This is a genomic window from Lederbergia panacisoli (assembly GCF_024626525.1).
In the GTDB taxonomy this organism is placed as follows: domain Bacteria; phylum Bacillota; class Bacilli; order Bacillales; family Bacillaceae_C; genus Lederbergia; species Lederbergia panacisoli.
In genome coordinates this window covers 65,947-89,922 of record NZ_JANJGU010000003.1, presented here as the reverse complement: position 1 = coordinate 89,922, position 23,976 = coordinate 65,947, and the positions used below count along the sequence as shown (strand labels likewise).

Here is a 23,976-nt window from a genome sequence, read left to right as displayed (position 1 = left end):
AATCTTCTCTCCTAAGTTTAATTTTTTGGCCAAAGTGCTGAAGTTGCCAAACCCTTTAATACCGCATCATCCATTGGAGGATTATGTAAGCCGGCCCGCACATCACGATACATTCTTTCAAGCGGCAGTTTTCTCGATAGACTGCCTCCTCCGACAATACGCATCGCTTGATCTACAATTGATAATGCTGAATTTGTTGCAACATATTTGGCAAGACCAAGCTCCGAATTGAGCCCAAGTCTGCCTTCAGGTTTTTTGTCCCATCGATCCGCCACAGAATATAGCAACATTCTTGCCGTTTTTAATTCCACTTCTATTTTCCCAATTTTCTGCTGGATATGTTCCACTTCGGCAATGGGACCAGGCAAACTATTAGGACGATAATTTAAAGCAAACTGCACAGCAAAATCCCTTGCTGCATGTGCAATTCCAATATAACAGGCAGGAATATGAAGCATCCAGCCTGAATCACTTTGATGATGTGTTTTCTCCCCTGGAATTTCAATTTCAATCAAAGCAGAATCTGGTACAAACACATTGTCTAAAACAACATCGTGGCTCCCCGTCGCTCTCATGCTCATCGTATTCCATGTTTCTTCGATTTTAACATTCTCGGATTTTTTAACTAAAAAGCGGCCGATCTTATTTTCATCTTTGATTCCGGCACTAACCACGAAATAATTTAATATCGGGCTCAAAGTACTGAATGTTTTTCTTCCGGATATAACCCACCCATCTGCAGTTTTCTCAGCTGTTGTTTGTGGTCGCCCTCCTCGTGCTGGGCTTCCAGTAGCACGCTCGCTCGCAAATGCGTTGATCATTTCACCGTCTTCCACTACTTTTTTACAAAAATCTTTGAATAATTTTTCCGGCCATTCGCGGCTTTCTCTTAAACTGAGCATCATTCCTATATGCCAGCCGACACCAAGCGCGGTAGAGCCGTCCCCTTTTGCAATCCTCTCTTGCATTAGGACCATTTCATATAATGATGCCTCATCCCCGCCGTATTCTTTAGGAACGGTCGTTTTCAAATATCCCGCTTCTTTCATATCTTTAAAGTTTTCAAATGGGAATGAACCCTCCACATCATGCTCGTAAGCCCTTTTAGAGAAATTGACCGCAAGCGTATCAGCCATTTTCGCAAATTTTTGTTCTCTTTCGTTTCGAATAAAATAGTCTTTATAGTTCATAAAGCACCTCACCTTTTAAGGATAAATCATTACTTTAACACTCGTATCTTTTTGTGTACGGGCCAGTTCAACGGCATCCTTAATTTCTTTTAACGAAAATTTATGAGTTATGATGTCTTCAATATTGATTTGCGAATTCTTGAGCGCTTGAATAGCAATCGGATATGTATTTGCGTAGCGAAAAACGCCAAAAACATCGATTTCTCCATCAATCAATACGTTTACATCTAAGGTAATTGAATCTGTGGTGGGAAGGCCAATTAGAACAATGCGTCCACCTCTATTGACTATTTTTACTGTATCAGAAATTGCTTTTCCATTACCGGATGTCTCTACTACTAAATTTACACCTTTTTGCTCGGTTAATGTTGAAATACGCTCTTTGATATCTTCGTGAATAGGATCAAAAACAGCGGTAACACCCAATCCCTTAGCTAGTTGTCTTCTAAAAGGGACGACATCACTCGCATAGATTTCGGTGATCCCGAACATTTTCGCCGCTTGAATGGCTAGCAGCCCAATTGGACCAAGTCCACTGACAAAAAGTCGATCAGCCATCGTTGCTTTTCCACGCTTCATCGCATGAATTCCTACGGAAAGCGGTTCTAGCAAGGCACCCTCTTCATAAGACATCTCATCTGGGATTTTGAAAAGGAAATCGCTGCGAATTACAACATACTCAGCCCATGCTCCATCAACAGGTGGGGTTGCCATAAAAATAACATCTGGGCATAGGTTGTACCTGCCAGATTTGCAGTATTCACATTTTCCACAAGTAACCCCTGGCTCAACAGCGACACGATCTCCAACCGAAACATTCTTCACATCATCGCCGATTCCCACAACTTCCCCAGCCAATTCATGGCCTAAAATAAGTGGCTCCTTCACTTCGTATCTACCGATTTTCCCATGCTCATAATAGTGGACATCGGATCCGCAAACACCGATGCAGTAAACTTTTACTAAAGCTTCATCCTTTTTCGGTACCGGAACAGCAACTTGTTCAACCTCGATATCTAACGGTTTGTTTAAAATTGCTGCATTCATAACAGCCGACAATTCACTCTCCCCCTCTATTAGAAAACCTTTACATTATTATAACCCTATTAAGCTAGAAAGTTTAGAAAAAAAAGACAGTAAAAATTCATACTGTCCTCTACCTTCTTCTATTTAAATAGATTTGCGATTGATTCAAAGAGCTTTTTAAAAAAGTTGCTGACACTATCCCAAAAACCTTCATCTCCAATCACATTTTCCAACTTCTTCTTTATACCTTTTGAAATATCTTCAAGTTGAGTTTTTACATTTCCAAAGTCAATGTTAATCGAACGCATTTTTTCGAATAAATCAATCAATAATTGCCTATCTTCCGGACTCAGTTCAATTTTCATTTTGTTCAATTGTTCTTCCACTATTTTTTCTACATCTTCTTTTGTAGCCGGGTTTTGGTCAGCAATTGCTTTTTTAATTTCCGTTAACAGTTCACTAACCTTTTCATCGTCAAGACCTTCTTTTCCCGCTAAATCTGTGGCTAAATCAAGCTCCTCATTCGCCACTTCCATCCTATCTTTATCCAAGGTTTCTCCGCGGCTTTCATACGCTTTATAGATGCCGACAAGTGCCGAATGTCCAGTAACCTTAACAGGTGATGCAACCTCAACAGTTGCATTTTCAATTCCCGCCGTCAACATCGCGTTTGCATACATTTCTTCCGTTACTTCCGTTATATAATCCGGAGTCACCCGAGTTACAACGAGTCCATTTCCCTTTTCTTTCAATGTAATCTTGGCTGAAGAAAACATCCTTGAATTCGGATTCCCGTCGATTAGCCTAGCTAAGTCTTTAGCAGTAACTATAATCTCTTCTACTTTTGATGGATCGTTTACTTTTAAAAGCTTTCTCACTTCGTCTTTTTGTTCAGTAGTTAACGTCTCACCGTATACGACAATTGGAAGGCCAAATTTCTCATTAATCGCTTCTTCATCTGTATTTTGATCTGCTGCAGCTGATCCAATCCCGTTCAGGATAAAACTAATTCCCAATAAAAATGCTATTGCAATTTTGCTCCATTGTTTCAACTATTACCCCTCCTTAGGCGCCAGCTTTTCCAAGTAATCAATCGCCTCTTGAATGTTCTTTACAGGAACGATTTTAACGTTGTATCCTTCTTTTTGCACTTCGTCTTTTACATCTGCCAAATTTGTATCCCCATCTAATAGATCTGCTGGGCAAAAGAAAATATCCATCCCTGCCTTTTCTACGGCTGTTATTTTTTCGCGGATTCCACCAATTTGGCCTACATTGCCATCCATGTCAATCGTACCGGTACCCGCTATTTCGTATCCTTTCGTTAAATCACCAGGAGTCAACTGATTATAAACCTCTAGCGAAAACATGAGACCCGCAGATGGACCTCCAATGTCTTCTGCACTAATTTTAACAGTGCGATTTGTTTCAACCGTATATTGGTCTTCGGGTCCAATCCCAACTCCCGCTTGATTCGGGCTATTTTTAATCGGAATGAGCTCTACTGTTTCTGTTTTAACAGTGCCATTACGATTAAACATTAACTTTACTGCATCACCGGCTTTTTTGTTGGAGAGATAATCAAGAAAATCTGATGCTTTTTCAATTGGCTGATCATCGACTTCCGTGATAATATCCCCAATATTAAGCTTTCCTTTTGCATTTGATGTATCGAGGATGCTTGTGATAAAAATTCCGTTCGGCTTCACATTCACTTCTTCTCCCGCAGCTCGAAGGCCTGCTACAAGAGCATGCTGTTGAGATGTCGTCATCATATGATCCAAGATTTTACTATACTCTTCGTCGGACATATCGCCCCTTACTTCCACTACTTTCCGCAAATCAGTGTGCGGAGCAATCATCCCATAAGCTAAATAATAAATATTACTAGCCCTCAAAGAGAGAACCGTTGTTAAATACAGATTTCCAGCAGACGTTTTATCGCCGCCCTCCACTGTAACTTTTGAACCGAGTTCTTCTACAGATCCGGGTTGAAAAATGTAGTATGGCGTTGGGATAAAAAACGTAACGACAAGCAAAACGCATATCACCACAAAAACTTTATTTTTCCGTTGCTTAAAAAAGCCCATATCTGCTCCCTTTCTTTCTTAAAATATCTATGTACAGATATTTTCAAATTTTATAGACGTACAAAATGGTTAATAAGTTTCGATTTTTTTTAAGGCATAGAGCAAGGATTCGTGCTCAATTCTGCATTTCCATAGATTTCAGATCGAATTAAGCATCGATTCGAGCTCAATTCTACGTTTCACACTTTTTCTGATCGAATCATGCACGGATTCGTGCTCAATTCTGCATTTCCATAGATTTCAGATCGAATTAAGCATCGATTCGAGCTCAATTCTACGTTTCACACTTTTTCTGATCGAATCAGGCACTGATTCGTGCTCAATTCTGCATTTCCATAGATTTCAGTTCGAATCAGGCATCGATTCGAACTCAATTCTACGTTTCACACTTTTTCTGATCGAATCACGCACGGATTCGTGCTCAATTCTGCATTTCCATAGATTTCAGATCGAATCAAGCATCGATTCGAGCTCAATTCTACGTTTCACACCATTTCAGTTCTTAGTCATTGGTCATTTTCAATCCGAATTAAGCGTAGATTTAACAATGGATGGCTTTTTATGAATTTTTGTCTTACCCATTAAAAAATGAATGGTCAGCCGGATTTCGGACTGACCTTATTTTACTTATTAGCCCATTTTGATAATGGATCAACTATTCCTGACTGAAGTGGCATATGTACGATGTCAATTGATCGTTGCTCTCTAGGCAATGATAAATCTTTGTATATGAAGGAGGAAGCACCAAGTCCCGCTCCCTTAGCATCTTCTATCGACGCACAATAGTATACCTTTTTAATGCCTGAAAAATAAATAGCCGTCATGCACATGGGGCATGGCTCACCGCTTGCATACATTGTGCAGCCATTTAAGTCAACTGTTTGTAATTTTTCCTGTGCTTTTCGAATTGCTATTAGCTCGGCGTGCCCACTTACATCATATTTAATATGAAGTTCATTTACGCCTTCTGCAATGACCTCATCATCTTTTACGAGAACGGCGCCGAACGGCTGCCCACCTTCTTTTATATTCTTGACAGCAAGCTCAACCGCTCTTTTCATAAATTGATCCATTGTATCGCCTCCGAAAAAACAATTACATTTCAGCTACTAACATTTTTTCCAATCCCAAAGGCTCAATATAAACGCCATCCTTATAAGCACGCATATTCCCACCGGATATTTCGTCTATTAACATAATTTCATTGCCCTGTTCTGTTCTACCGAATTCTAGTTTAATGTCATATAATTCAATGTTTCTTTTTTGCAGTTCATCTTTGACAATACCACTAATTTTCTGGGTCAATTTTTTTAATTCTTCATATTCTGAAAGGGATAATATTCCCAGCATACTCAGCGCATCCGCACTGATCGGTGGATCTTGTCTTTCGTCATCTTTCAATGTCACTTCAACAAACCCATCTAGTTCCTGTCCTTCTACAGCATACTTGCCATATCTACGCAGGAAGCTTCCGACCGCTCGGTACCTGCAAATTACTTCAAGGCCATGTCCAAAAACTTTACCTGGCTTTACGACCATTTCGGCAGCATCTACATTCGCATTCACATAATGTGTCGGAATCCCTTTTTCCTGTAAAATTTCGAAAAAGAACTTCGTTAAACGAAGCCCAGCTTTTCCCGCGCCTTCAATCTGTAAACCGACTGTGTTGGCCCCTGGATCAAAAACTCCATCTTCACCTGTGACATCATCTTTAAATTTTAATAAATAATTTCCATCTTCTAGAGAATATACATCCTTTGTCTTTCCCTGATAAACAAATTTCATTCAGCATTCCTTCTCTCTATGAAGTGATATTGCATAAACAGTATAGCAAAAAAATGGTAGTAGTTCCTTCAAATAAAGTTTAACGTTTATTTAAATTGGGTAAAACATTCTTTATTATTGATACCCTGTTAATGTATTAAAGAAGTTTTTCAGAAATTCGTAAAAAAGTAATTCTGTCGGCATGAGCACCCGATCACGAGGAATAATCACACCAACTGCACGCGTAACCCGAGGGTCAACTATTTGAATTTTTGCAGTAGAACGGGGTAAACTGTCAACTAATGTTATTTCTGGAAGCAATGTTGCACCAAGACCCGCCGACACCAACCCTTTTATCGCGTCTATATCCTTCCCTTCAAAAGCAACAGCTGGTTCGAACCCGCGCTGTTTGCATGCCTTGATGACAATATCCCTTAGAATATATCCTCTTGGCGATAATATAAAGGAATCGCTGCGCAGGTCATCTAAGGTGATGGATGATTTTTTGGCCAAAGGATGGTTTGTGGACAATAACGCAACAAGATTCTCCATAAATAAAATTTCACTTTTTACCCGTCTTTCTTCCGTTGGAAGCGGTCCTAAGAGTGCCATATCGATTTCACCTTTTATGACGGAGTCAATTAAATGATGGTATGAATCTTGATGGAGTTGGAACTTTACATAGGGGTATTGTTTGCGAAATGCTGATACGACAGTGGGAAGTAAGTGAGCAGCGAGGCTACTTGGAAATCCAATTCGGACGGTGCCTTTTTCAGGGTCAAGAGATTCTTCAATTTCCCGTTTAGCTTGTTCAATTACGTCCATCGCTTCATGCATTTTCTTTAAAAACATGTGTCCAATTGGTGTCAAACGTATATTTCTTCCTTCCCTTATGAAAAGGTCAACACCTAGTTCAGCTTCTAGATTAACAATTTGTCTACTTACGGCAGATTGCGCGACATGTAAGGCTTCAGCCGCATCTGTCATATGTTCTCGCTTTGCAACTTCAATGAAATATTGTATTTGTCTTAATTCCAAAATATCCACCTTCTTCGCATTCATCTCATAAAGGCATCAATATTATCTAATATCCATATTGTTTAGATTAATTGTAGAAGATAAAATATCTTTTAACAAGAAGTTTTCGTTTCGTTTTTTTAATTATCTAACTTCAGCGCCTGGAGAATATGCAGTAAAGGAGTGGAAAAGATGGCGATGGTGATGAATTTGAAAGATGAAAGTATGTTAAAAGCGCAAAACTATGTCAATAAAGTGTATGAAACGGTAGTTCAACGCAATGCGAATGAATATGAATTTCTTCAAGCAGTAAAAGAAATTTTTCACTCTCTAACTCCAGTATTTGCGCGACATCCTAAATATATGGAAGCGGGCATTTTGGAAATGATCGTTGAGCCTGAAAGACTTATTTCATTTCGTGTTCCATGGGTGGACGACAAAGGAAAAGTACAGGTGAACCGTGGATACCGTGTTCAATATAATAGTGCAATTGGACCTTATAAAGGCGGATTGCGATTCCATCCTTCCGTCAATCAAAGTATTGTAAAATTTCTTGGATTTGAACAAATTTTTAAAAATGCTTTGACAGGGCAATCAATCGGCGGCGGAAAAGGTGGATCCGATTTTGACCCTAAAGGTAAGTCCGATATGGAGATTATGAAGTTTTGTCAAAGCTTCATGACCGAATTAACAAAATATATCGGTTCCGACGTTGACGTTCCGGCTGGAGACATTGGAGTTGGAGCTCGGGAAATTGGCTATATGTTCGGTCAATACAAAAGACTTCGCGGCAACTTTGATGCCGGTGTATTTACGGGTAAGGGTGTAGGCTACGGCGGAAGTCTTGGAAGAACAGAAGCGACAGGATACGGGACTGTTTATTTCGTTGAAGAAATGCTAAAGGATCGTGGATACACTTTTTCTGGAAGTACGGTAGTTGTTTCGGGATCAGGAAATGTTTCCATATATGCTATTGAAAAAGCACAAGAATACGGAGCGAAAGTTTTGGCGTGCAGTGATTCAAATGGCTATATTTATGACGAGAATGGGATTTGTCTAGACACTGTAAAAAGATTAAAAGAGGTTGAGAGAAGTAGAATTTCCGAGTATGTGAAAGAACATCCTCATGCTCAATATGTAGAAGGAAGCACGGGTATTTGGACCATTCCATGTGATATCGCTCTTCCATGTGCCACCCAAAATGAAATTGATGAAAACTCCGCAAAAATGCTAATTTCTAATGGAGTAAAAGCAATTGGTGAAGGCGCAAATATGCCATCTACTCTTGAAGCGATTGATATTTTCCTTGAAAGCGAAGTGCTTTTTGGACCCGGTAAAGCAGCCAATGCTGGAGGCGTTGCGGTTTCAGCCCTCGAAATGGCCCAAAACAGCTCACGCGTTCCATGGTCTTTTGAAAAAGTTGATTCTAAACTGAAAAAGATTATGACAGGAATTTATCGTGATAGCATAAAAGCCGCAGATGAATACGGTCATACCGGAAATCTTGTGGTCGGTTCAAATATTGCTGGATTTACAAAAGTAGCAAATGCAATGCTAATGCATGGAGTAATATAATATGAAAAGCATAAGCGCCTTGCTATCGACGTACTGGCCCGCAGGATGCGGGTCCGTCGACTTTAGACTAAGGACGTGGCGGTTTTTAGTCGACGTTCCTTTTTCGACCTTCGACTGAGATAAAAGAAACACGGCGAGGAACGAGCAAGTGAAATTGGCATTTCAAATTTCACCTGATGTTGACTTACGCAAAAGAGAAGGGCAAGAAGTTTGCTAGTCGATAGGCGCTGGAGCTGGACATAGAAAAGCGATTCTTTCATTTGAAAGAACCGCTTTTTTGTTTTACTGGATATATCCAGCCAATGATGGGAGCAATGCCGTATCTGAAAGTCCGGGAACCGTCCAAATATTTCTGGAAATATTGATTCTTACGCCGCCATTGATAAAATCACATGTCCACGTATCGCGGAAAGGTGTTCCAAGTAAGCGAAGCGTCAGCTCAAATGTATTTCGATTACGCCATGTCCCACTGACGGCTGCCTTTACCTTTTCACCTGCTATACTAAAATCATTTTCTATCCATTCTCCATAGCCAAATTGAAACTCTTGCTCACCTGCTGAATCCCAAAAAGTAAATTCTCCTGTGTTTTCCGAAAAATTGAAAGAAAACCTTGTGATTGAGGCATCATTTGGCCCTGCTTCAAATTGTTTACATGACCATTTATAACTATTTGGAGAAGCAGTTAAAAGCATGGGTGCGTCATACGATAAGGAAGCTAATTTATGTTCAAGATCCAATTGTTCACCTTCTAAAGTACCGGACATGCCTGGAAGTAAATGGTCCCAAACAAGGTTCAGGATATCCCCCATATCCATCACACCTGATGTTACGGCAATAACCGCATCTTGTTCCGGCATAACTACACAATATTGACCAAAGGCCCCGTCCCCACGATATGCTCCGTAGCGACAGCGCCAAAATTGATATCCATATCCTTGTGCCCAATCGTTATTTTCATCTTCGCCATTCGATATTTGCTTACTCGTTGCCTCTTCTACCCAATGTTCCGGCACAATTTGTTTCCCTTCCCATACTCCTTTTTGCAAGTAAAGCAATCCAAATTTGGCAATATCCTCAATTTTGACACGCATTCCGGAACCGCCAAAGTGAATCCCCTTTGGACAAGTTGTCGTCGTAATATCACTCATACCGAGTGGCTTGAATAAACGCGGTTCCAAATAATCGAGTAGCTTCATACCGGTCACCTTTGTTAAAATGGCCGACAACATATAGGTGGCACCTGTATTATACAAAAAGTGAGTGCCGGGCTCGTGAACAACTGGAATACTAAAAAACTCCTTTACCCAGTCTTCGCTTCTTCTTAAATAAGGAGTTGTATCCTCATCATGCCCCGTTGCCATCGAAAGCAAATGACGCACCTTCAAATTAGCCATATTATTCTCAATTTCTTCAGTCATATATTCAGGAAAAAATGAAATGACAGCATCGTCCACTGTAAGTTTTCCTTCGAAGGCAGCAAAACCAATCGCAGTTGAAGTAAAACTTTTGCTCAATGAATTAAGAATATGTGGATCTTCCTTGTCATAAGGAGCCCACGTTCCTTCCGCTATGACTTGACCGTGCCTTAGAACGATAAAGCTATGAACCTCAAGCTCTTCTGTTTCCAAAGCATTGACAAAATCAAGGATAGATTGAGAAGAAACATTCTGTTCTTCAGGTTTACTTCTAGGTAATTTAGTTTGAATCATCAATCATTCCCCCCTCTGTTTTTCCCGAAGTTCCTTCCAACCAATTACTTTAATATTCTCTTCTGCAAGCACCTTTTTCACTTCTTGGTCTCTGAAAATATCAAACTCATATTGTCTTGCTTGCCATGTTTCTGTAATTGCTTTTAATTCTTCGGATTCATAGGATGGATGAAGATATAGCTCCGTAATACCCGGCTTCAAATCTTTTAAAATATTAATTGCATTCTGCTTAGACTCTTCATATCCATCCTCTTCATTTAGCCAAAAAGGCAGCCCAAGAATATAATCAGGATATAAAACACCTTTACTATCGGCTAGTTTGGTGAGTTCTTCCAAAGCTTCGATATGATAACCAGGCGGTGGATTTTTCGTAAACCGAAGCGGCAAGTTATATTCTGCTGCGACCTCAATATGGATATCCATAAAAAATAAATAGGCACCCATATGGCTATCAAGATGAGTAGGATCTACTCCCATCTGAATTGCCTTTTCGATTTGGGCAATAACTTCTTCCCTTACCTGCTCACGATCCGCAAGTGCCACCTTTTCAAGATCAGGAGGAAAATAGCCAAATTCATTTACCAATGTATCTACATTCCCATTGAGATTGACTGGTCCCCATTTATAATGATCCCATTCACTAGTCAACGTGAGATGTACACCTACATCAAAATTCGGATTATTTTTCGCGGCGTTTGCAGCTTCTGTTGACCACGGACAATTAACCATTAAAGTAGTGGAAGAAATGGATCCTTCGTCCAGAAGTTTGATAATTGCTTGATTTGTAGCATGGCACATTCCAAAATCGTCGGCATGCAAAATTAATAAACGCTCATTTTTACTCATCATTACCAGCTCACTTTCCCGCGAATTGAATTCGCTTTCAATTATTCGGAAATATTTTTCCTGGATTTAATATATCGTTTGGATCGAACAATTTTTTTATAGACATCATTACATCTAATGCCAGACCATGCTCTTCCTTTTGAAATTTAATTTTCCCAACCCCTACTCCATGTTCACCTGTGCAAGTTCCACCTACTTGTAAAGCATACGAAACTAAATCTCTATTAAACTCATTCGATTTTGCAATTTCCTCTGGATCATTGGGATTGTACAGCAAAGCGGTATGAAAGTTACCGTCTCCAACATGTCCAAGCACTCCTCCATCCAATCCATATGTATCTAATTGATTACGTGTATATTCAACAATTTCCGGTAGTCTGGAGATTGGAACACATACATCCGTGCTAAGGATTGACAGATTGGGATAGCTATGGCTAAAAGCATAATGCAGATCGTGCCTTGCTTTCCATAAATGGGCACGTTTTAAAGAATCTGTTTCAAATACAAAACTATTGCAGCCCATGTCTTCGACGATTGTTTTGACAAAATCAATGTCCTCTTCGTTTCCCGATTGATTACCATGGAACTCCAGAAAAAGTGAAGGCTCCTCCAGGAAGTTTGTTTCACTAAAATGATTAACCTGCTTAATACTCCTTGCATCTACTAATTCTATTCTTGCAATTGGAATTCCTGCAGTAAGAATTGCCGCAGCGGCATCAACACAGCTTCTAATCGTCGGAAACGTACAACGGGCAGCTGTTATATTTTCAGGAATTCCGTGGAGCTTTAATGTAATTTTCGTAAAGATGCCTAGAGTGCCTTCAGACCCGATGAAAAGACCGTTTAAATGATATCCCGATGATGATTTCCTTGCCATGCTGCCTGTTTGAATGACACGGCCATCCACTAAGACAACCTCCATATTAAGAATCTGATCGCGCATCACCCCATACCGGACTGCAAGTGTGCCACTGGCATTCGTTGCCGCCATTCCCCCTATTGAAGCATCCGCCCCTGGATCTACAGGGAAAAATAAACCGTGTTTCTTTAATTCTTCATTTAATTTGAGGCGTGTAATTCCTGGTTGGACCGTTACAGTCAAATCTTCCGGCTTTATTTCTACGATGCTTGCCATTCGCTCAAAGCTGATCGAAATTCCTTTTTTGATTGGAATGGCCTGTCCTTCAAGACCAGATCCTACCCCATAAGGGACTAACGGAATGCCATGTTCATTTGCGAAACTGGCTACTTTTTGTACATCATCTGTAGATTCTGGAAAAACGACTACATCAGGTTCAACTTTCGCATGATGTGATTCGTCACCAGAATGATGTCTTAGGATCGTATCATTAATGGTCACTTTATGCTGTCCTAATAGAACACAAAGATTCTCGTAAAGATTCATGCAACTCCCCCTCTTTTTAAAAATGAATTAATTAAATAATAGCATATTAGATTTATTAAATGACTTACTAAAACAAAAAAAGCATTGAAGAGTAATTACTCCCCAATGCTTTCTTTATTAATTATAATTTAACAACGTTAGCAGCTTGGTCGCCACGGTTGCCTTGTGTAATTTCAAAGCTAACTTTTTGACCTTCTTCAAGAGTTTTGAAGCCATCGCCAGTGATTGCTGAGAAATGTACGAATACGTCTTCTCCACCTTCAACTTCGATGAAGCCGAATCCTTTTTCTGCGTTAAACCATTTTACTGTACCTTGGTTCATAATGAAAACCTCCAAAAATTTGTTACTTAATAACGATAAAACAAAAATTCACATGCTTTCACGGGTAATATCATCTACAATATAATCCGTGAAAACATGTGAATTATAAGATTTAATATATATTAAGCGTAGAGTTAATAATATCACCTTTCATATAAAAAAACAAGGCGTTTCGGAAAATCATTTTCATGTCATTATTTTACATGTGAGTTTCACCTTATGATTGGCAGTAGAAAAAGCTTTTAAAATTGCTTTTTTATCTATATCCATTTTATTTCATTCTTGAAATTTAAAATTGCATAAAGATAAACTATGAATATAAGAACTAAAAAGTAACCGGGGATGCGATGAAAATGAACATTTTATATATTGAGGACGACCTGGAAATTGGCTCCTGGTTACATGAAGATTTAACTGACCGAGGATATAATGTGACATGGCTTCACTCTGGGGAGAGAGCTATTGAACAAATGAAAGAAATTGACCTCGTCATTCTTGATATCATGCTGCCAGGTTTGGACGGTTTTTCAATAGGACAGCGCCTGAAAAAAGAATACCCGACCACACCCATACTTTTACTTTCGGCTAGAACCTCCATCGACGACAAGCTGCAAGGCCTCCATTTTGCCGATGATTACGTAACAAAACCCTTTCATCCTGACGAGCTTGCAGCCCGGGTGGAAGTATTATTAAGACGATTTGAAAAGATCTCCCCTCCATTTATTCAACTCTCACATCTACGAATATACATGCAGGAAAACCGAATTTTAGATGTAGAAACAAATACTGAAATTGCCTTGACTGCAAAGCAATTTCATATATTCAAGTATTTGCTTCATCATCCGAACCAGATTTTGACAAAGGAACAAATATATGAGGCAATATGGGGAAATCAGTATATAGAAGGAGATAAAACATTAATGGTGCATATTCGACACCTTCGCGAAAAAATTGAGAAGGATCCTAGCAACCCGAAAATCATTGAAACTATCCGGGGAATTGGATATAGGGTGAGACAATGAAATTTCGCCACTCTTTACTAGCAAGATATTTATCTATTATTGCAGTTGCATTATTATTGTGGCCCTTCGTCATACCGGTTTATTATATTCCATCTCTTTTTCTAGATGAAGACTTAAAACTAAGGGCGAACTATATTGATACGAATAAACTTGAGCAGATGTGGCACAAGGAGGCACTTAAGCTAGACAAGGCTAATAAAGAGAAGATTGACAAAAGACTTCACGCCTTAGAAAAAAAGTATCCTAAGGCCGAAATGTTTTGGGTGGATCCTTCTGGAGAAACAAAGCTGTCTATAGGAAATCCTAGTATTCCAGAACGGTGGAACCAAGAAAAAACGATACAATTTATGAAAAACAGTGCTGGGAGTGGGCCGTACACCATCCTAGAATATATTGGCGGTGATCCAAGTCAAGGTTTTATGGTATTTCAAATTCCGTCCGCCCTGACAAAACCATTATCAGCAAACTTTATAGATGACAAATACTTTATGGTCTACGGCATCGTTGTTTTCGCATTGTTTCTAGGTATATCGTGGTTGTTTTTCTCTAAAATTCGGAAACGTCTCGTTAAGCTCCAAAATGCAATGACTACCGTAGGTGAGAGGGGAATTCCTGAAAAGGTAAAGGTCCGCAAATTAGATGAAATCGGCCAATTAGGGCAAGCTTTTAATCATATGATTGATGATCTTAATAATAGCAGGAAACGAGAACATGAAGAGGAATCCCTAAGGAAGCAGTTGATCGCGAATATTTCGCATGATTTGCGAACACCACTTACGGCAATTCGCGGGCATGCCCATACTATCCAAAAAGAAAATCTTTCTCCAAAAGGAAAAGAATCTCTTCTATTAATTGAAAATAAAGTGGACATGTTAAGCATGCTGCTAGACAATCTCCTTTCCTTTACCTTATTGTCAGCGGGAAAGTACCCCATGCAAAAAAGCAAAACAGATGTACATCGGGTCTTGCGCACCTCAGTCGCAAGTTGGTATCCAATATTTGAAAAAGATGGCTTTAACGTAAATATTCACTTACTAGAAAAGACGACTTATTGGGATATCGACCCACATTGGTTCACCCGCATATTGGATAATCTTTTTCAAAACATCATAAGACATGCGAAATCCGGAAAGTATGTCGGCATTCATTCCGAGGAAAAAGACGGAGAACTTATTATAAGAATTGAGGACAATGGACCAGGCTTGGATGGGGAATCAAACGAAAAAGGAGCAGGAATTGGTCTTTCCATCGTTGAACTGATGCTAAAGGAAATGGATCTAGCTTGGGATATTGATAGTAAAGCAGAAGGAACAACTATTTACCTTTACGAAAAAAATTCTTTAGTATATTGACGAAAATTTAGATTTGCTCAATAAAATTAAACAAAATTCCTTCGCTGGTTAGTATGAAAGCAGGGTTATTTGTTATTCACCCTATCCATTAACGAAAAGAAAGGTTGTTCGATATGTCAGAAAAATTATTCAAACGTTGGCCGCATTGGATTGGATATGTTGCCGTCATCTGGTCCTTATTGTACGCAGGTATGCATCTATACTGGTTTTTTGGCGGGATGGGGTACCCTTTTCAAATCGAAAGGACCGACGACCATTTATTCGCTGCCATGATTACCTATCTTCCCCAAACTGCAGGCGGTGTTCTATTCGTGATTTTTTGTCTCTTAGGAGTCTTTTTTGGCCTTATCATGCAGAACCATAAAAAGGTTTCTATTCCTCGATGGCTTTTAGTCGGCTACTCATGGGGCTTTGCCATCAGCTTAATTCTGTTTATTCCGGATATCAATCTGATTGCGGCTATGGCTTATGCATTTCTATTTAAATTCGCTTTCAATTGGCAAATGGGTAATCAAATTATTTGTATTATAGGGGCACTCCTTTGGATGTTAACCGCGGTAGCTTATCAGCGCAAAATCCGTAATGCATGTGTGTATTGCGGGAGAACAGATACTCAAGGAACGCTTTTATTCGTTCGAATGGGAAATTTATTTACTATTATCGCAGCTCTTGCACCTCTCCCCTATGCCATCACACGTTTTGCGTGGGCACTTAACATCCCACTAGGAGTTAGTTCACAATTCCTAGCGGACTTTTCAACATTGAATGAAGCAGCACGTGTTACGGAATGGGCATTCGGATTTTTATGCGTAGGCGGCAGCGGCCTTACTCTCGGTTTGATTCAAAAATGGGGCGAGATCTTTCCACGATGGTTCCCGTTTATCGGCGGTAAAAGGGTCCCAATTATGCTTGCAGTCATTCCAGCTGCCATTGTGGCCCTCGCTGTTACAGCTGCCGGATTTGTCTTTACATTCCAATTTCTTAGCCTTACTCTGCACTTCACTACAACCGACAGTATCATCCTAGAGCAATTATGGGGAGCAGTTGGACCGATGGTGTTCTGGGTTCCATGGGGAGTATTTCTTGGGTTGTCCGCAATTGCTTACTATTATCGTAGACGCGGCCTATGTTCACATTGTGGTAGAGGCAAAAAAACATTTACACCTAAATCTCCTATAAAAGGGATAAATGATTATGTGGAAATTTAATGAAGAAACAGCTATTGAACGGGTTTTGAAGAATTCAACATGGCCTGCATATGTAGGATGTATTTGGGCTGTCCTATATGCGGTTTTCGTTCGATTTTTAGAGGCAATAGGCGGAGGAATTCTCCCTATGTTCGGTCAAGTAGAAGATCCGGAAGCTTTATCCAAGGCTAGCTACATCGCGGGTGTTCTCATAATGACCTGTGGTTTTTGCTTACTGGGGCTAGTCAAACAATGGGGGAAAATCGTTCCCCTGTGGTTTCCGTTGATTGGCGGAAGGAATGTCCATCCGCTCATCTTACTTATCCCCACTCTTCTCGGCACTGCCTTTTTACTTGCCCATGCGGTGAGTGGAATGCTGACAAAGTCACTCTTTTTGGCTGGGGTTATAACCATTCATTTTCCTGGCTGGGCACAATTGAATGCTATTAGCTTAGCTCTATGGGATCTTTTCTTTTACGAACCGTGGTTTCTCATAATGGGTTTGCTCGCCGGATTAGCAGCCGCCCATTACGCGCTTACTTCTACCATTCGGCTTATTGTAATTAGGAAATTTACAATCTACTATTTGTTGTTTATTTTACTCTTAACAATACTTTTTGTGATTGGCACTATTATTAAGTTTAAGTGAAGCCTGTATGCTAGTATTTGGCCAAACAAAATAGACGAACAGTCACACAAGATGTGCTCTGCTCGTCCATTAAACAAGGACCTTCTGCTTTTCATCATCCAACTGCAGGGGCCTTTCCCTTTTCCTGCTATAACGCTTTGGCAATTTCCCTATCAAGCGGGGCACTATCCACTTCAAACCCCATATCCTCCAACATTTGCTTATCCGCCAATCCTTCCTGCCCTTCTGTCGTTAAATAGTCTCCGATGAAGATGGAGTTGGCAGGATACAAACCCAGTGGCTGCATGTTTCTTAAATTCACTTCACGACCACCGGAAATTCGGATTTCTTTTTTCGGGTTAATAAAGCGGAACAAGCATAGAACTTTTAGACAATAGCGTGGATTTAATTCATCCGTACCTTCGAGTGGAGTTCCTTCAATGGCATTTAAAAAATTCACCGGTATTGAATCAGCATCCAGTATTCTCAAACTGCGAGCCATGTCAATGACATCCTTCATTGTTTCTTTCATCCCAATAATTACACCTGAACATGGGGAAATACCTGAATTTTTCACAATCCCGACGGTATTCACACGGTCATCGTATGTATGTGAGGTTGTAATATTCTCATGATGCTGACTTGATGTATTGATATTATGATTGTATCGGTCTACTCCTGCCGCCTTCAGTCTTTCAGCTTGTTCCGGTCTTAAAATACCTAGACAGGCGCACACGGTCATATTTTGATGTTCCTCTTTTATTTCCTTCACCGCACTGGCGACGATATCTAATTCCCGACTAGCAGGTCCCCTGCCACTAGCAACAATGCAATACGTCCCTGCATTCAATTCTGCAGCTCTTTTGGCACCTGCAACAATTTCATCTTTTTTCATCATCGAGTATTTTTCAATCGGCGCTTTCGAGACGATCGATTGGGCACAGTAGCCACAGTTTTCAGGACATAGACCCGATTTCGTATTAATGATCATATTCAATTTCACTTTATCGCCATAAAAATGTTTACGAACACGGTACGCTGCATGAAGCAACAGTAAAAGCTCTTCGTCAGGACTTTGCAAAACTGATAAGGCTTCCTCGTCTGTGAGTTCTTCTCCTTCTAACACTTTTTCTGCTAGTTGATCAAACTTATTCATTTCCAAACCACCTTAAGACCTTTTCACGATTCTTTGCATTCTATGTGCGAAGATTCCTGCAAGGACTGCGAGAAAAATATCCTTCGGAAACGGAACAGCCATCCACATCCAGGCAACCTTATAAGAAAATGCACTTGGAGCCGCTGCCCATACTTTATAAGCTATATACATTAAATTTGTACCTATTAAATAGCTGAAAATGGTTCCGATTATAGCCGCGAAAATATAAGTATGAAGTTTATTATTTTTTTCTATGATTTTCCCAGTTACGTAAGCCGTTACGATAAAAGATAAAATGAATCCGAATGTCGGGCTAATAATTTGGGTGGGTCCTCCCATAAACTTTGCAAAAACTGGTGCACCCGCAAGACCAATAAACATATACACTGCCATCGAAATGGCTCCGAGACGGCTCCCCAAAAACGCACCCGCCAACACAGCGAAGAACGTTTGCAACGTAATCGGCACTCCCCCAATCGTCATAAATGGGATAAAGGATGTAATATTTGCTCCAATCATCATTAATGCTGAGAACATGCTGACATACACCATATCTAGAGTTCTTAGTTTATTATTTGTTTTCACTGTTGCACTACTCATCTTTTCACCTCAAATTTTTTACTATAATAAGAGAATACCGGTATGACAATTATATGTCAACTCTATAAAATTTATGGTTAACATATGTTTTTTGTTTTCATGGTATTAATGTAATGAAGAGCTTAAGGGGAGGACAATAGAAATTAGCTTGAGAGGCAATATAAAGGGATTCAGGCGGAAAATAAAAACCCCCATAGAACATGATACTATCGTGTTTTAGGGAGTATATTATTTATTTTTTTGTCTTATGATTTAAATTGGGAACCCTTCTCCGAATTTGTGATTAATGACTTATCTATCCCTCAGTCTCGTTTTCTTTTGTTGAATTCCTCTCAATAATCCTTGGCTGTAGGATAATGTCAATGTTTTGAGTATTTACTCCATCCAATTGATCAAGTAATGTATTACATGCGATTCGACCCATTTCATAGTCGGGCTGTTGGATGGTCGTAAGCGTTGGGGAGACCATTTTTGAAAACTCGATATTATCAAATCCAACTACCGAGATTTGTTCGGGAACTTTAATATTTTGCGCATTGAGTTCATTCATTACTCCAAAGGCGGTCATGTCATTACCTGCGAATATCGCTGTTGGCAATTCCGAACATGTTAACAATTCACGGGTCATCAAGATTCCATTATTAAACTCATAATTCATTTCGGACACTTCTTCTTCCCTCGATGAAATAAGGATCCACGCCCTATTCGGTTTTATTCCATAATTCATTAGTGCATCTTTATAACCTTCATACACATATTGACGACTGATTCGGTTTAACGGAGAACTAATAAAGGCAATTTTAGTATGGCCTTTTTCAATCAAAAACTCTGTAGCCAAAATGCCGCCTTTTCGATAATCAAAATGAATTTGACTTGCATTTAATTCATTTATCGATTGGTCGATTGCAACTATATTTAACCCCATTTTCATTAATTTTGATAACTCATCTTTATCAGAAGATACAGATGAGATAATGAGGCCCTTCACTTGTTTTTCAAGCAGTGTTTTTAAATATTCCTCCTCTATTTTGGAGCTTCTATGGGAATTGCATAAAAGAACTTGGTATCCCCTTTCCCTGGCTATATCCTCAATTCCAAGAACGACCGATGAGTAAAAGGGGTTCGTAATCGTTGGAATAACGACCCCAATCGTCATGCTTGTGTTCGTTTTTAACTGTCGCCCTATCATGTTCGGGATGTAATTGAGCTCATTGGCGATTTTTAGTATTCTCTCCCGCAACTCGGGCTTGACAGGATAGCCACTTTTACTTAGAACGCGCGACACAGTCGCAGTTGATGTTTGTGCCTTTTTGGCAATGTCATAAATTGTGACTTGTTTTTTCATGCACACTCTCACCTTTTTTATATCTATGTATTCAAATATATCAGAAGTTACGCCCCAATTCTCAAGGATTTGGCCGGAAATAAAAACAGCCCATTAGGTACAATATTTTCCTAATGGGCAAATCCACATTTACATTGAGGGACAATTATTTCCCTAAAACAGCCCTTGCTTCTTTTCCGAAATTATTTGCTGCCTCCTCAGGTGTCAACTCACCAAATGCTACGGCCTGTGACATCCTATCAAATAATTCACGTATTTCCCCCTCACCCGGTGGTGCAACAATGTTAACAGGACGAGAGTATTGCTGCACCAATTCAAGATAGTTAAACGTTTCCTTTGTTGCTTCATCCAAACTCGGAAGTAAATGTTCACGCACTTTCGAAGAAATTGGAACTCCCCGTTCTGCAGCTAATATTTCATTTGCCTCAAGATTATTTGTAAGGAAATCAATAAATTTTGCCGCTTCCTCCGGATGTTTTGAATGCGCTGTAACAGCTACATATTGAGATGGAGTAATGAAATGTCCATCCACTGCTCCAGGGTATGTCGGATAAATCATTAGCTTAAGCGGCCTTTCAGCTGCCCCCATTAATGAAATTAAGGCATTGCTATTTGTTCCCATCAAAGCCGTTTTCTTATGGACAATTAATTCATCCTCGACCCCTTGCACGGCACTATCTGCATCGGGATTAGTAGAGAGTCCATCTTTTATATTATCAAGCCAATATTGGAAAAACTCAGTAAGTATACTATCATCGTCATATCCCAATCCATCGTTTTCTTCGTTAAATAGCCATAGATCATGCTGCCGTAAATAATGCTTAAAAGCATCTATATGACTAAAAGTTTTCATGCCATAAAAGCCATCACCAAAATGATTTTGCATCTTTCTTGATATATCTCTTAAATCTTCATACGTATAGCCAGGCTCAAGCTCAGGTATACCCGCTTCATCAAACAATGCAGGGTCATAGACAATCGCAAATGCATTTGCGCCCAAGTTAACGGCGTAAAGTTGATCCCCAATTTTCCCTGGATCCGTATACAGTGGGTCGACGTCATCAAAATGAATCGTCCCATTTTCGACATATGGTGTCAGATCCGTTAAAAGATTACGCTCTGCATATTCCGCTAGATATGCATAACTCATCTGAATAAGGTCTGGTAGACTTTTCCCGGCCGCTCTAGTCGCTAGCTTTTCCCAATAACCATCCCAACCACTAATTTCAGACTTTATCTTAATATTTGGATTTTGTTCTTCAAATAATTCAATCACTTTTTGAGTGCGCTCGTGGCGAATCTGCTCACCCCACCAGTTAAAAGTTAACTCTATAATTTCATCATCATTTTTATCCACATTACTAGGCTTATTGCTATTGCTGCATCCAACTAAGACGCCAAGAAAAAGTACTGCTGTCACAATCATAAATAATGTTTTTCTAAACATTTGCAATACCTCCATTATTAGTAGACTTGAATAGAACTTTGCCGCATTTTTTAAAAGTCCAAAAAGTTGAATTGTTTTTATGTCTTTTCTTAAAAGTAAGTTCGAATACGTTAGGCATTTACTTTTAATAAAAACTTAATTTTTTTTAGAGCAGATCTGCAATAGCAACAAACTTATTTTCTTCGATTGATTTATTTGCGGCTGTACCGATTAAAAGAGACATTGCACCTGCCCTTGCTCCCGCCATTTGTCCCAATTTATCTGAGTTAATCCCTCGAAACAAATGATCTCTTAACCGCTCATCTCCTCCGCCATGGCCTCCCCCGTCATAAGGGACAGTGTACGTTTCCACGCCTCCGAATAGTGGATAAAAGCGGATTTGATAGGAATCTAATGGTTTGTCATCGCCTGTTTCAGCTGTATGCCAGTCGATTCGGCGCCGAATATTGGCCCTAGTACTAAAATCAGTTTGTTCTTCCTCCGAGATAAACGCTTCTGGTTCTACCGCCTCCAATCTACCTTTACTCCCATTAAAGGCCACCTGCCAACCCTCGAATGGCGTTGCAGCAGTTAAAGCATACGTTAACTGAATTTCTTTTGGATAACGCACAATCACAGACATCGTGTCTTCAATATCTATTTCTTCTGAAAAGACACATTGATCGCGAATATACCCATCGAATTTTTCATTATTAAAATACATTTCTCTCAACATTTCATCTGAGGTAACATCGAAATAAAATTCACACTTTGATTTCACAGAACAATCAAGGCACCTTTCTCCATGACCAGGCATGCGATTAGGAACATAAAATTGCCTTGATCCCATTGCTGCTACTTGGACCGGCTCCAAATCCAACCACCAATTAATCAAGTCAAAATGGTGAGTCGCTTTATGAACTAGCAACCCGCCTGATTTTTCCTTCTCCCGATGCCAACGCCGGAAATAATCGGCTCCATGTACAGTATCCAAATGCCATTTAAACTCAACAGAATGAATATCACCGACGATTCCATCTAATAGAAGTTCCTTAATTTTCGCCTTGAAAGGGGCATAGCGGCTATTGAAAGTAACTTTAATATTACGCCCTGTCTCCTTTTCCGCTCTTAAAATTGAGCGGCATTTAGCATCATTGATCGTCATCGGTTTTTCTGTAATAACGTCCTTACCGCGCTCCATCGCTCTTATAATATATTTGTCATGTGTATCATCTCTCGATACAACAATCACGACATCGCAAGCGACACTGTCCAGCATTTGTTCAAAGTCGGTATAGCATGGAATATCTCCGCCAAGCAGATTGTTTGCCCACTCCAACCTGCCTGAATTACTATCACACAGAGCCGTTAGTCGGGCGACATCCTTATATTCATGAATAATTACTTTGGCAAACATTTCAATTGCCCTTGATCCTGTTCCAACAATACAATAATTTTTAATCATATTTGCCTCCTTCGTATATTATAGACTCTCGGCATTCGCGGAGTTAGATGGTACAAGGTTTTCTAGTACCGTTTTTTTATTTCCCCTCCTATTTAATAGGAGGAAATTTCCCTTTTTATTGGTAAAGTTACCCGTTCTATACTGTACAAGCTAATAACCTGCATACAACGTGAGAGCTAGCCACCGTTGATTTCCGTTCCAGGCGGACGCTTTCCGGGGGGCGTGCGGTGAGCCTCCTCGGTCGCTTCGCGCCCTGCGGGGTCTCACCTGTCACGCTGATCCCCTAGGAGTCGCCGCCTTCCACTTCAATCAACTAAGATATTTTTTTGCCCATGTGCTTATGTTTGTTTTATATACAGTGAAATTTTGTTCTTGATTTTGTCGAAAACACTTGACTTTTTAAAAGCGCCCCAATAATCGCCGGTGAAGGGATTTAATTCCTTACTAACTGCGATTGAGGTGTTACAGTTGAAGCCTGCCATTATTCCACATAAAGATTATCAAAACCAATGGCCAAATCTTTTTAAAGGATCTTATCCGAGGGTTTGTTGCTTTTAAAACAAAATCCATTGAAGGTTGATTGTAGCGTAAGTGCGAGACTCCTGCGGGATCTGCGGGACAGGTGAGACCCCGCAGGCGTTTACGCCGAGGAGGCTCACCGCCCGCCCCGCGGAAAGCGAGCAACTGTAGCGGAAATCAACCAGCCACCATCTTGGTAAGCAACAATGTTTACAAAACAACCTTTTTAAAAATAAATATGTGACGCTTCTTTGGCATGCTTTTTTTGAAAAAGTTTTGAAGGTGAATACCAAATCCTCAATTTCCGGTAATACTTTGGAAATTCAGCAAA

General features: G+C 39.9%; 21 protein-coding genes. 5 read left to right on the top strand and 16 right to left on the bottom strand.

The features are described from left to right. Positions 1 to 17: 17 nt before the first annotated feature. The 7 genes from NQ185_RS06080 to gltC all read right to left on the bottom strand — a co-directional run bounded on the left by NQ185_RS06080 (position 18) and on the right by gltC (position 7,108). Complete coding sequence (locus NQ185_RS06080; RefSeq protein ID WP_257580704.1) at positions 18 to 1,190, bottom strand: acyl-CoA dehydrogenase family protein; 1,173 nt, start codon at positions 1,188 to 1,190, stop codon at positions 18 to 20. A gap of 15 nt (positions 1,191 to 1,205) precedes the next feature. Further along, positions 1,206 to 2,249 (bottom strand): NAD(P)-dependent alcohol dehydrogenase, encoded by a 1,044-nt coding sequence (locus NQ185_RS06075; protein WP_307000290.1) that lies wholly within the window; start codon positions 2,247 to 2,249, stop codon positions 1,206 to 1,208. A 107-nt stretch (positions 2,250 to 2,356) separates the two neighbouring features. Then, on the bottom strand, positions 2,357 to 3,268 hold the full coding sequence (locus NQ185_RS06070) for a DUF1002 domain-containing protein (protein ID WP_257580703.1): 912 nt from the start codon (positions 3,266 to 3,268) through the stop codon (positions 2,357 to 2,359). A 3-nt stretch (positions 3,269 to 3,271) separates the two neighbouring features. Beyond that, positions 3,272 to 4,306, bottom strand: coding sequence for a SepM family pheromone-processing serine protease (locus NQ185_RS06065; RefSeq protein WP_307000285.1), 1,035 nt, complete (start codon positions 4,304 to 4,306; stop codon positions 3,272 to 3,274). A 623-nt stretch (positions 4,307 to 4,929) separates the two neighbouring features. Further along, positions 4,930 to 5,379: a nucleoside deaminase gene (locus NQ185_RS06060; RefSeq protein ID WP_257580701.1), complete on the bottom strand. Its 450-nt coding sequence runs from the start codon at positions 5,377 to 5,379 to the stop codon at positions 4,930 to 4,932. Between the two features lie 22 nt (positions 5,380 to 5,401). Beyond that, positions 5,402 to 6,091 carry a phosphoribosylaminoimidazolesuccinocarboxamide synthase gene (locus tag NQ185_RS06055; protein ID WP_257580700.1) on the bottom strand — a complete coding sequence of 230 codons (690 nt, stop codon included), beginning with the start codon at positions 6,089 to 6,091 and terminating at the stop codon, positions 5,402 to 5,404. A 114-nt stretch (positions 6,092 to 6,205) separates the two neighbouring features. Next, positions 6,206 to 7,108, bottom strand: a complete 903-nt coding sequence (gene gltC / locus NQ185_RS06050) for a glutamate biosynthesis transcriptional regulator GltC (protein WP_257580699.1) — start codon at positions 7,106 to 7,108, stop codon at positions 6,206 to 6,208. 171 nt (positions 7,109 to 7,279) lie between these two features. Here gltC and gdhA point away from each other — a divergent pair, with 171 nt between their 5' ends. Next, the gene (gdhA, locus tag NQ185_RS06045; protein WP_257580698.1) at positions 7,280 to 8,662 is read left to right on the top strand and encodes an NADP-specific glutamate dehydrogenase; all 1,383 of its coding nucleotides are present in this window, start codon (positions 7,280 to 7,282) and stop codon (positions 8,660 to 8,662) included. A gap of 282 nt (positions 8,663 to 8,944) precedes the next feature. On the opposite strand, the gene NQ185_RS06040 is transcribed toward gdhA, so the two are convergent. From NQ185_RS06040 to NQ185_RS06025, 4 genes are all read right to left on the bottom strand, one after another. After that, positions 8,945 to 10,372, bottom strand: coding sequence for a serine hydrolase domain-containing protein (locus NQ185_RS06040; protein ID WP_257580697.1), 1,428 nt, complete (start codon positions 10,370 to 10,372; stop codon positions 8,945 to 8,947). A 3-nt stretch (positions 10,373 to 10,375) separates the two neighbouring features. After that, complete coding sequence (locus tag NQ185_RS06035; protein WP_257580696.1) at positions 10,376 to 11,221, bottom strand: polysaccharide deacetylase family protein; 846 nt, start codon at positions 11,219 to 11,221, stop codon at positions 10,376 to 10,378. Between the two features lie 34 nt (positions 11,222 to 11,255). Further along, positions 11,256 to 12,623 (bottom strand): FAD-binding oxidoreductase, encoded by a 1,368-nt coding sequence (locus NQ185_RS06030; RefSeq protein WP_257580695.1) that lies wholly within the window; start codon positions 12,621 to 12,623, stop codon positions 11,256 to 11,258. A gap of 121 nt (positions 12,624 to 12,744) precedes the next feature. Next, positions 12,745 to 12,945 carry a cold-shock protein gene (locus tag NQ185_RS06025; protein ID WP_213129232.1) on the bottom strand — a complete coding sequence of 67 codons (201 nt, stop codon included), beginning with the start codon at positions 12,943 to 12,945 and terminating at the stop codon, positions 12,745 to 12,747. A 347-nt stretch (positions 12,946 to 13,292) separates the two neighbouring features. Here NQ185_RS06025 and NQ185_RS06020 point away from each other — a divergent pair, with 347 nt between their 5' ends. The 4 genes from NQ185_RS06020 (at position 13,293) to NQ185_RS06005 (ending at position 17,155) form a co-directional block, all read left to right on the top strand. Continuing rightward, entirely contained in the window at positions 13,293 to 13,967 is a 675-nt protein-coding gene (locus NQ185_RS06020) for a response regulator transcription factor (RefSeq protein WP_257580694.1), read from the top strand. Beyond that, positions 13,964 to 15,319: a sensor histidine kinase gene (locus NQ185_RS06015; protein ID WP_257580693.1), complete on the top strand. Its 1,356-nt coding sequence runs from the start codon at positions 13,964 to 13,966 to the stop codon at positions 15,317 to 15,319. The genes NQ185_RS06020 and NQ185_RS06015 overlap by 4 nt, the downstream gene beginning before the upstream one ends. A gap of 113 nt (positions 15,320 to 15,432) precedes the next feature. Continuing rightward, entirely contained in the window at positions 15,433 to 16,527 is a 1,095-nt protein-coding gene (locus NQ185_RS06010; protein WP_257580692.1) for a hypothetical protein, read from the top strand. Continuing rightward, a complete protein-coding gene (locus NQ185_RS06005) occupies positions 16,514 to 17,155 on the top strand; it encodes a DUF3995 domain-containing protein (protein ID WP_257580690.1) in 642 nt (213 codons plus the stop codon). The genes NQ185_RS06010 and NQ185_RS06005 overlap by 14 nt, the downstream gene beginning before the upstream one ends. A gap of 127 nt (positions 17,156 to 17,282) precedes the next feature. Here the strand turns inward: NQ185_RS06005 and bioB are convergent, their stop codons facing one another. From bioB to NQ185_RS05980, 5 genes are all read right to left on the bottom strand, one after another. Then, positions 17,283 to 18,290, bottom strand: a complete 1,008-nt coding sequence (gene bioB / locus NQ185_RS06000) for a biotin synthase BioB (RefSeq protein ID WP_257580689.1) — start codon at positions 18,288 to 18,290, stop codon at positions 17,283 to 17,285. A gap of 12 nt (positions 18,291 to 18,302) precedes the next feature. Next, entirely contained in the window at positions 18,303 to 18,890 is a 588-nt protein-coding gene (locus NQ185_RS05995) for a biotin transporter BioY (RefSeq protein ID WP_257580688.1), read from the bottom strand. Between the two features lie 295 nt (positions 18,891 to 19,185). After that, positions 19,186 to 20,235, bottom strand: a complete 1,050-nt coding sequence (locus NQ185_RS05990; protein ID WP_257580686.1) for a LacI family DNA-binding transcriptional regulator — start codon at positions 20,233 to 20,235, stop codon at positions 19,186 to 19,188. Between the two features lie 145 nt (positions 20,236 to 20,380). Beyond that, a complete protein-coding gene (locus NQ185_RS05985; RefSeq protein WP_257580685.1) occupies positions 20,381 to 21,682 on the bottom strand; it encodes an ABC transporter substrate-binding protein in 1,302 nt (433 codons plus the stop codon). Between the two features lie 145 nt (positions 21,683 to 21,827). Beyond that, positions 21,828 to 23,126: a Gfo/Idh/MocA family protein gene (locus NQ185_RS05980; RefSeq protein WP_257580684.1), complete on the bottom strand. Its 1,299-nt coding sequence runs from the start codon at positions 23,124 to 23,126 to the stop codon at positions 21,828 to 21,830. Between the last annotated feature and the right edge of the window lie 850 nt (positions 23,127 to 23,976).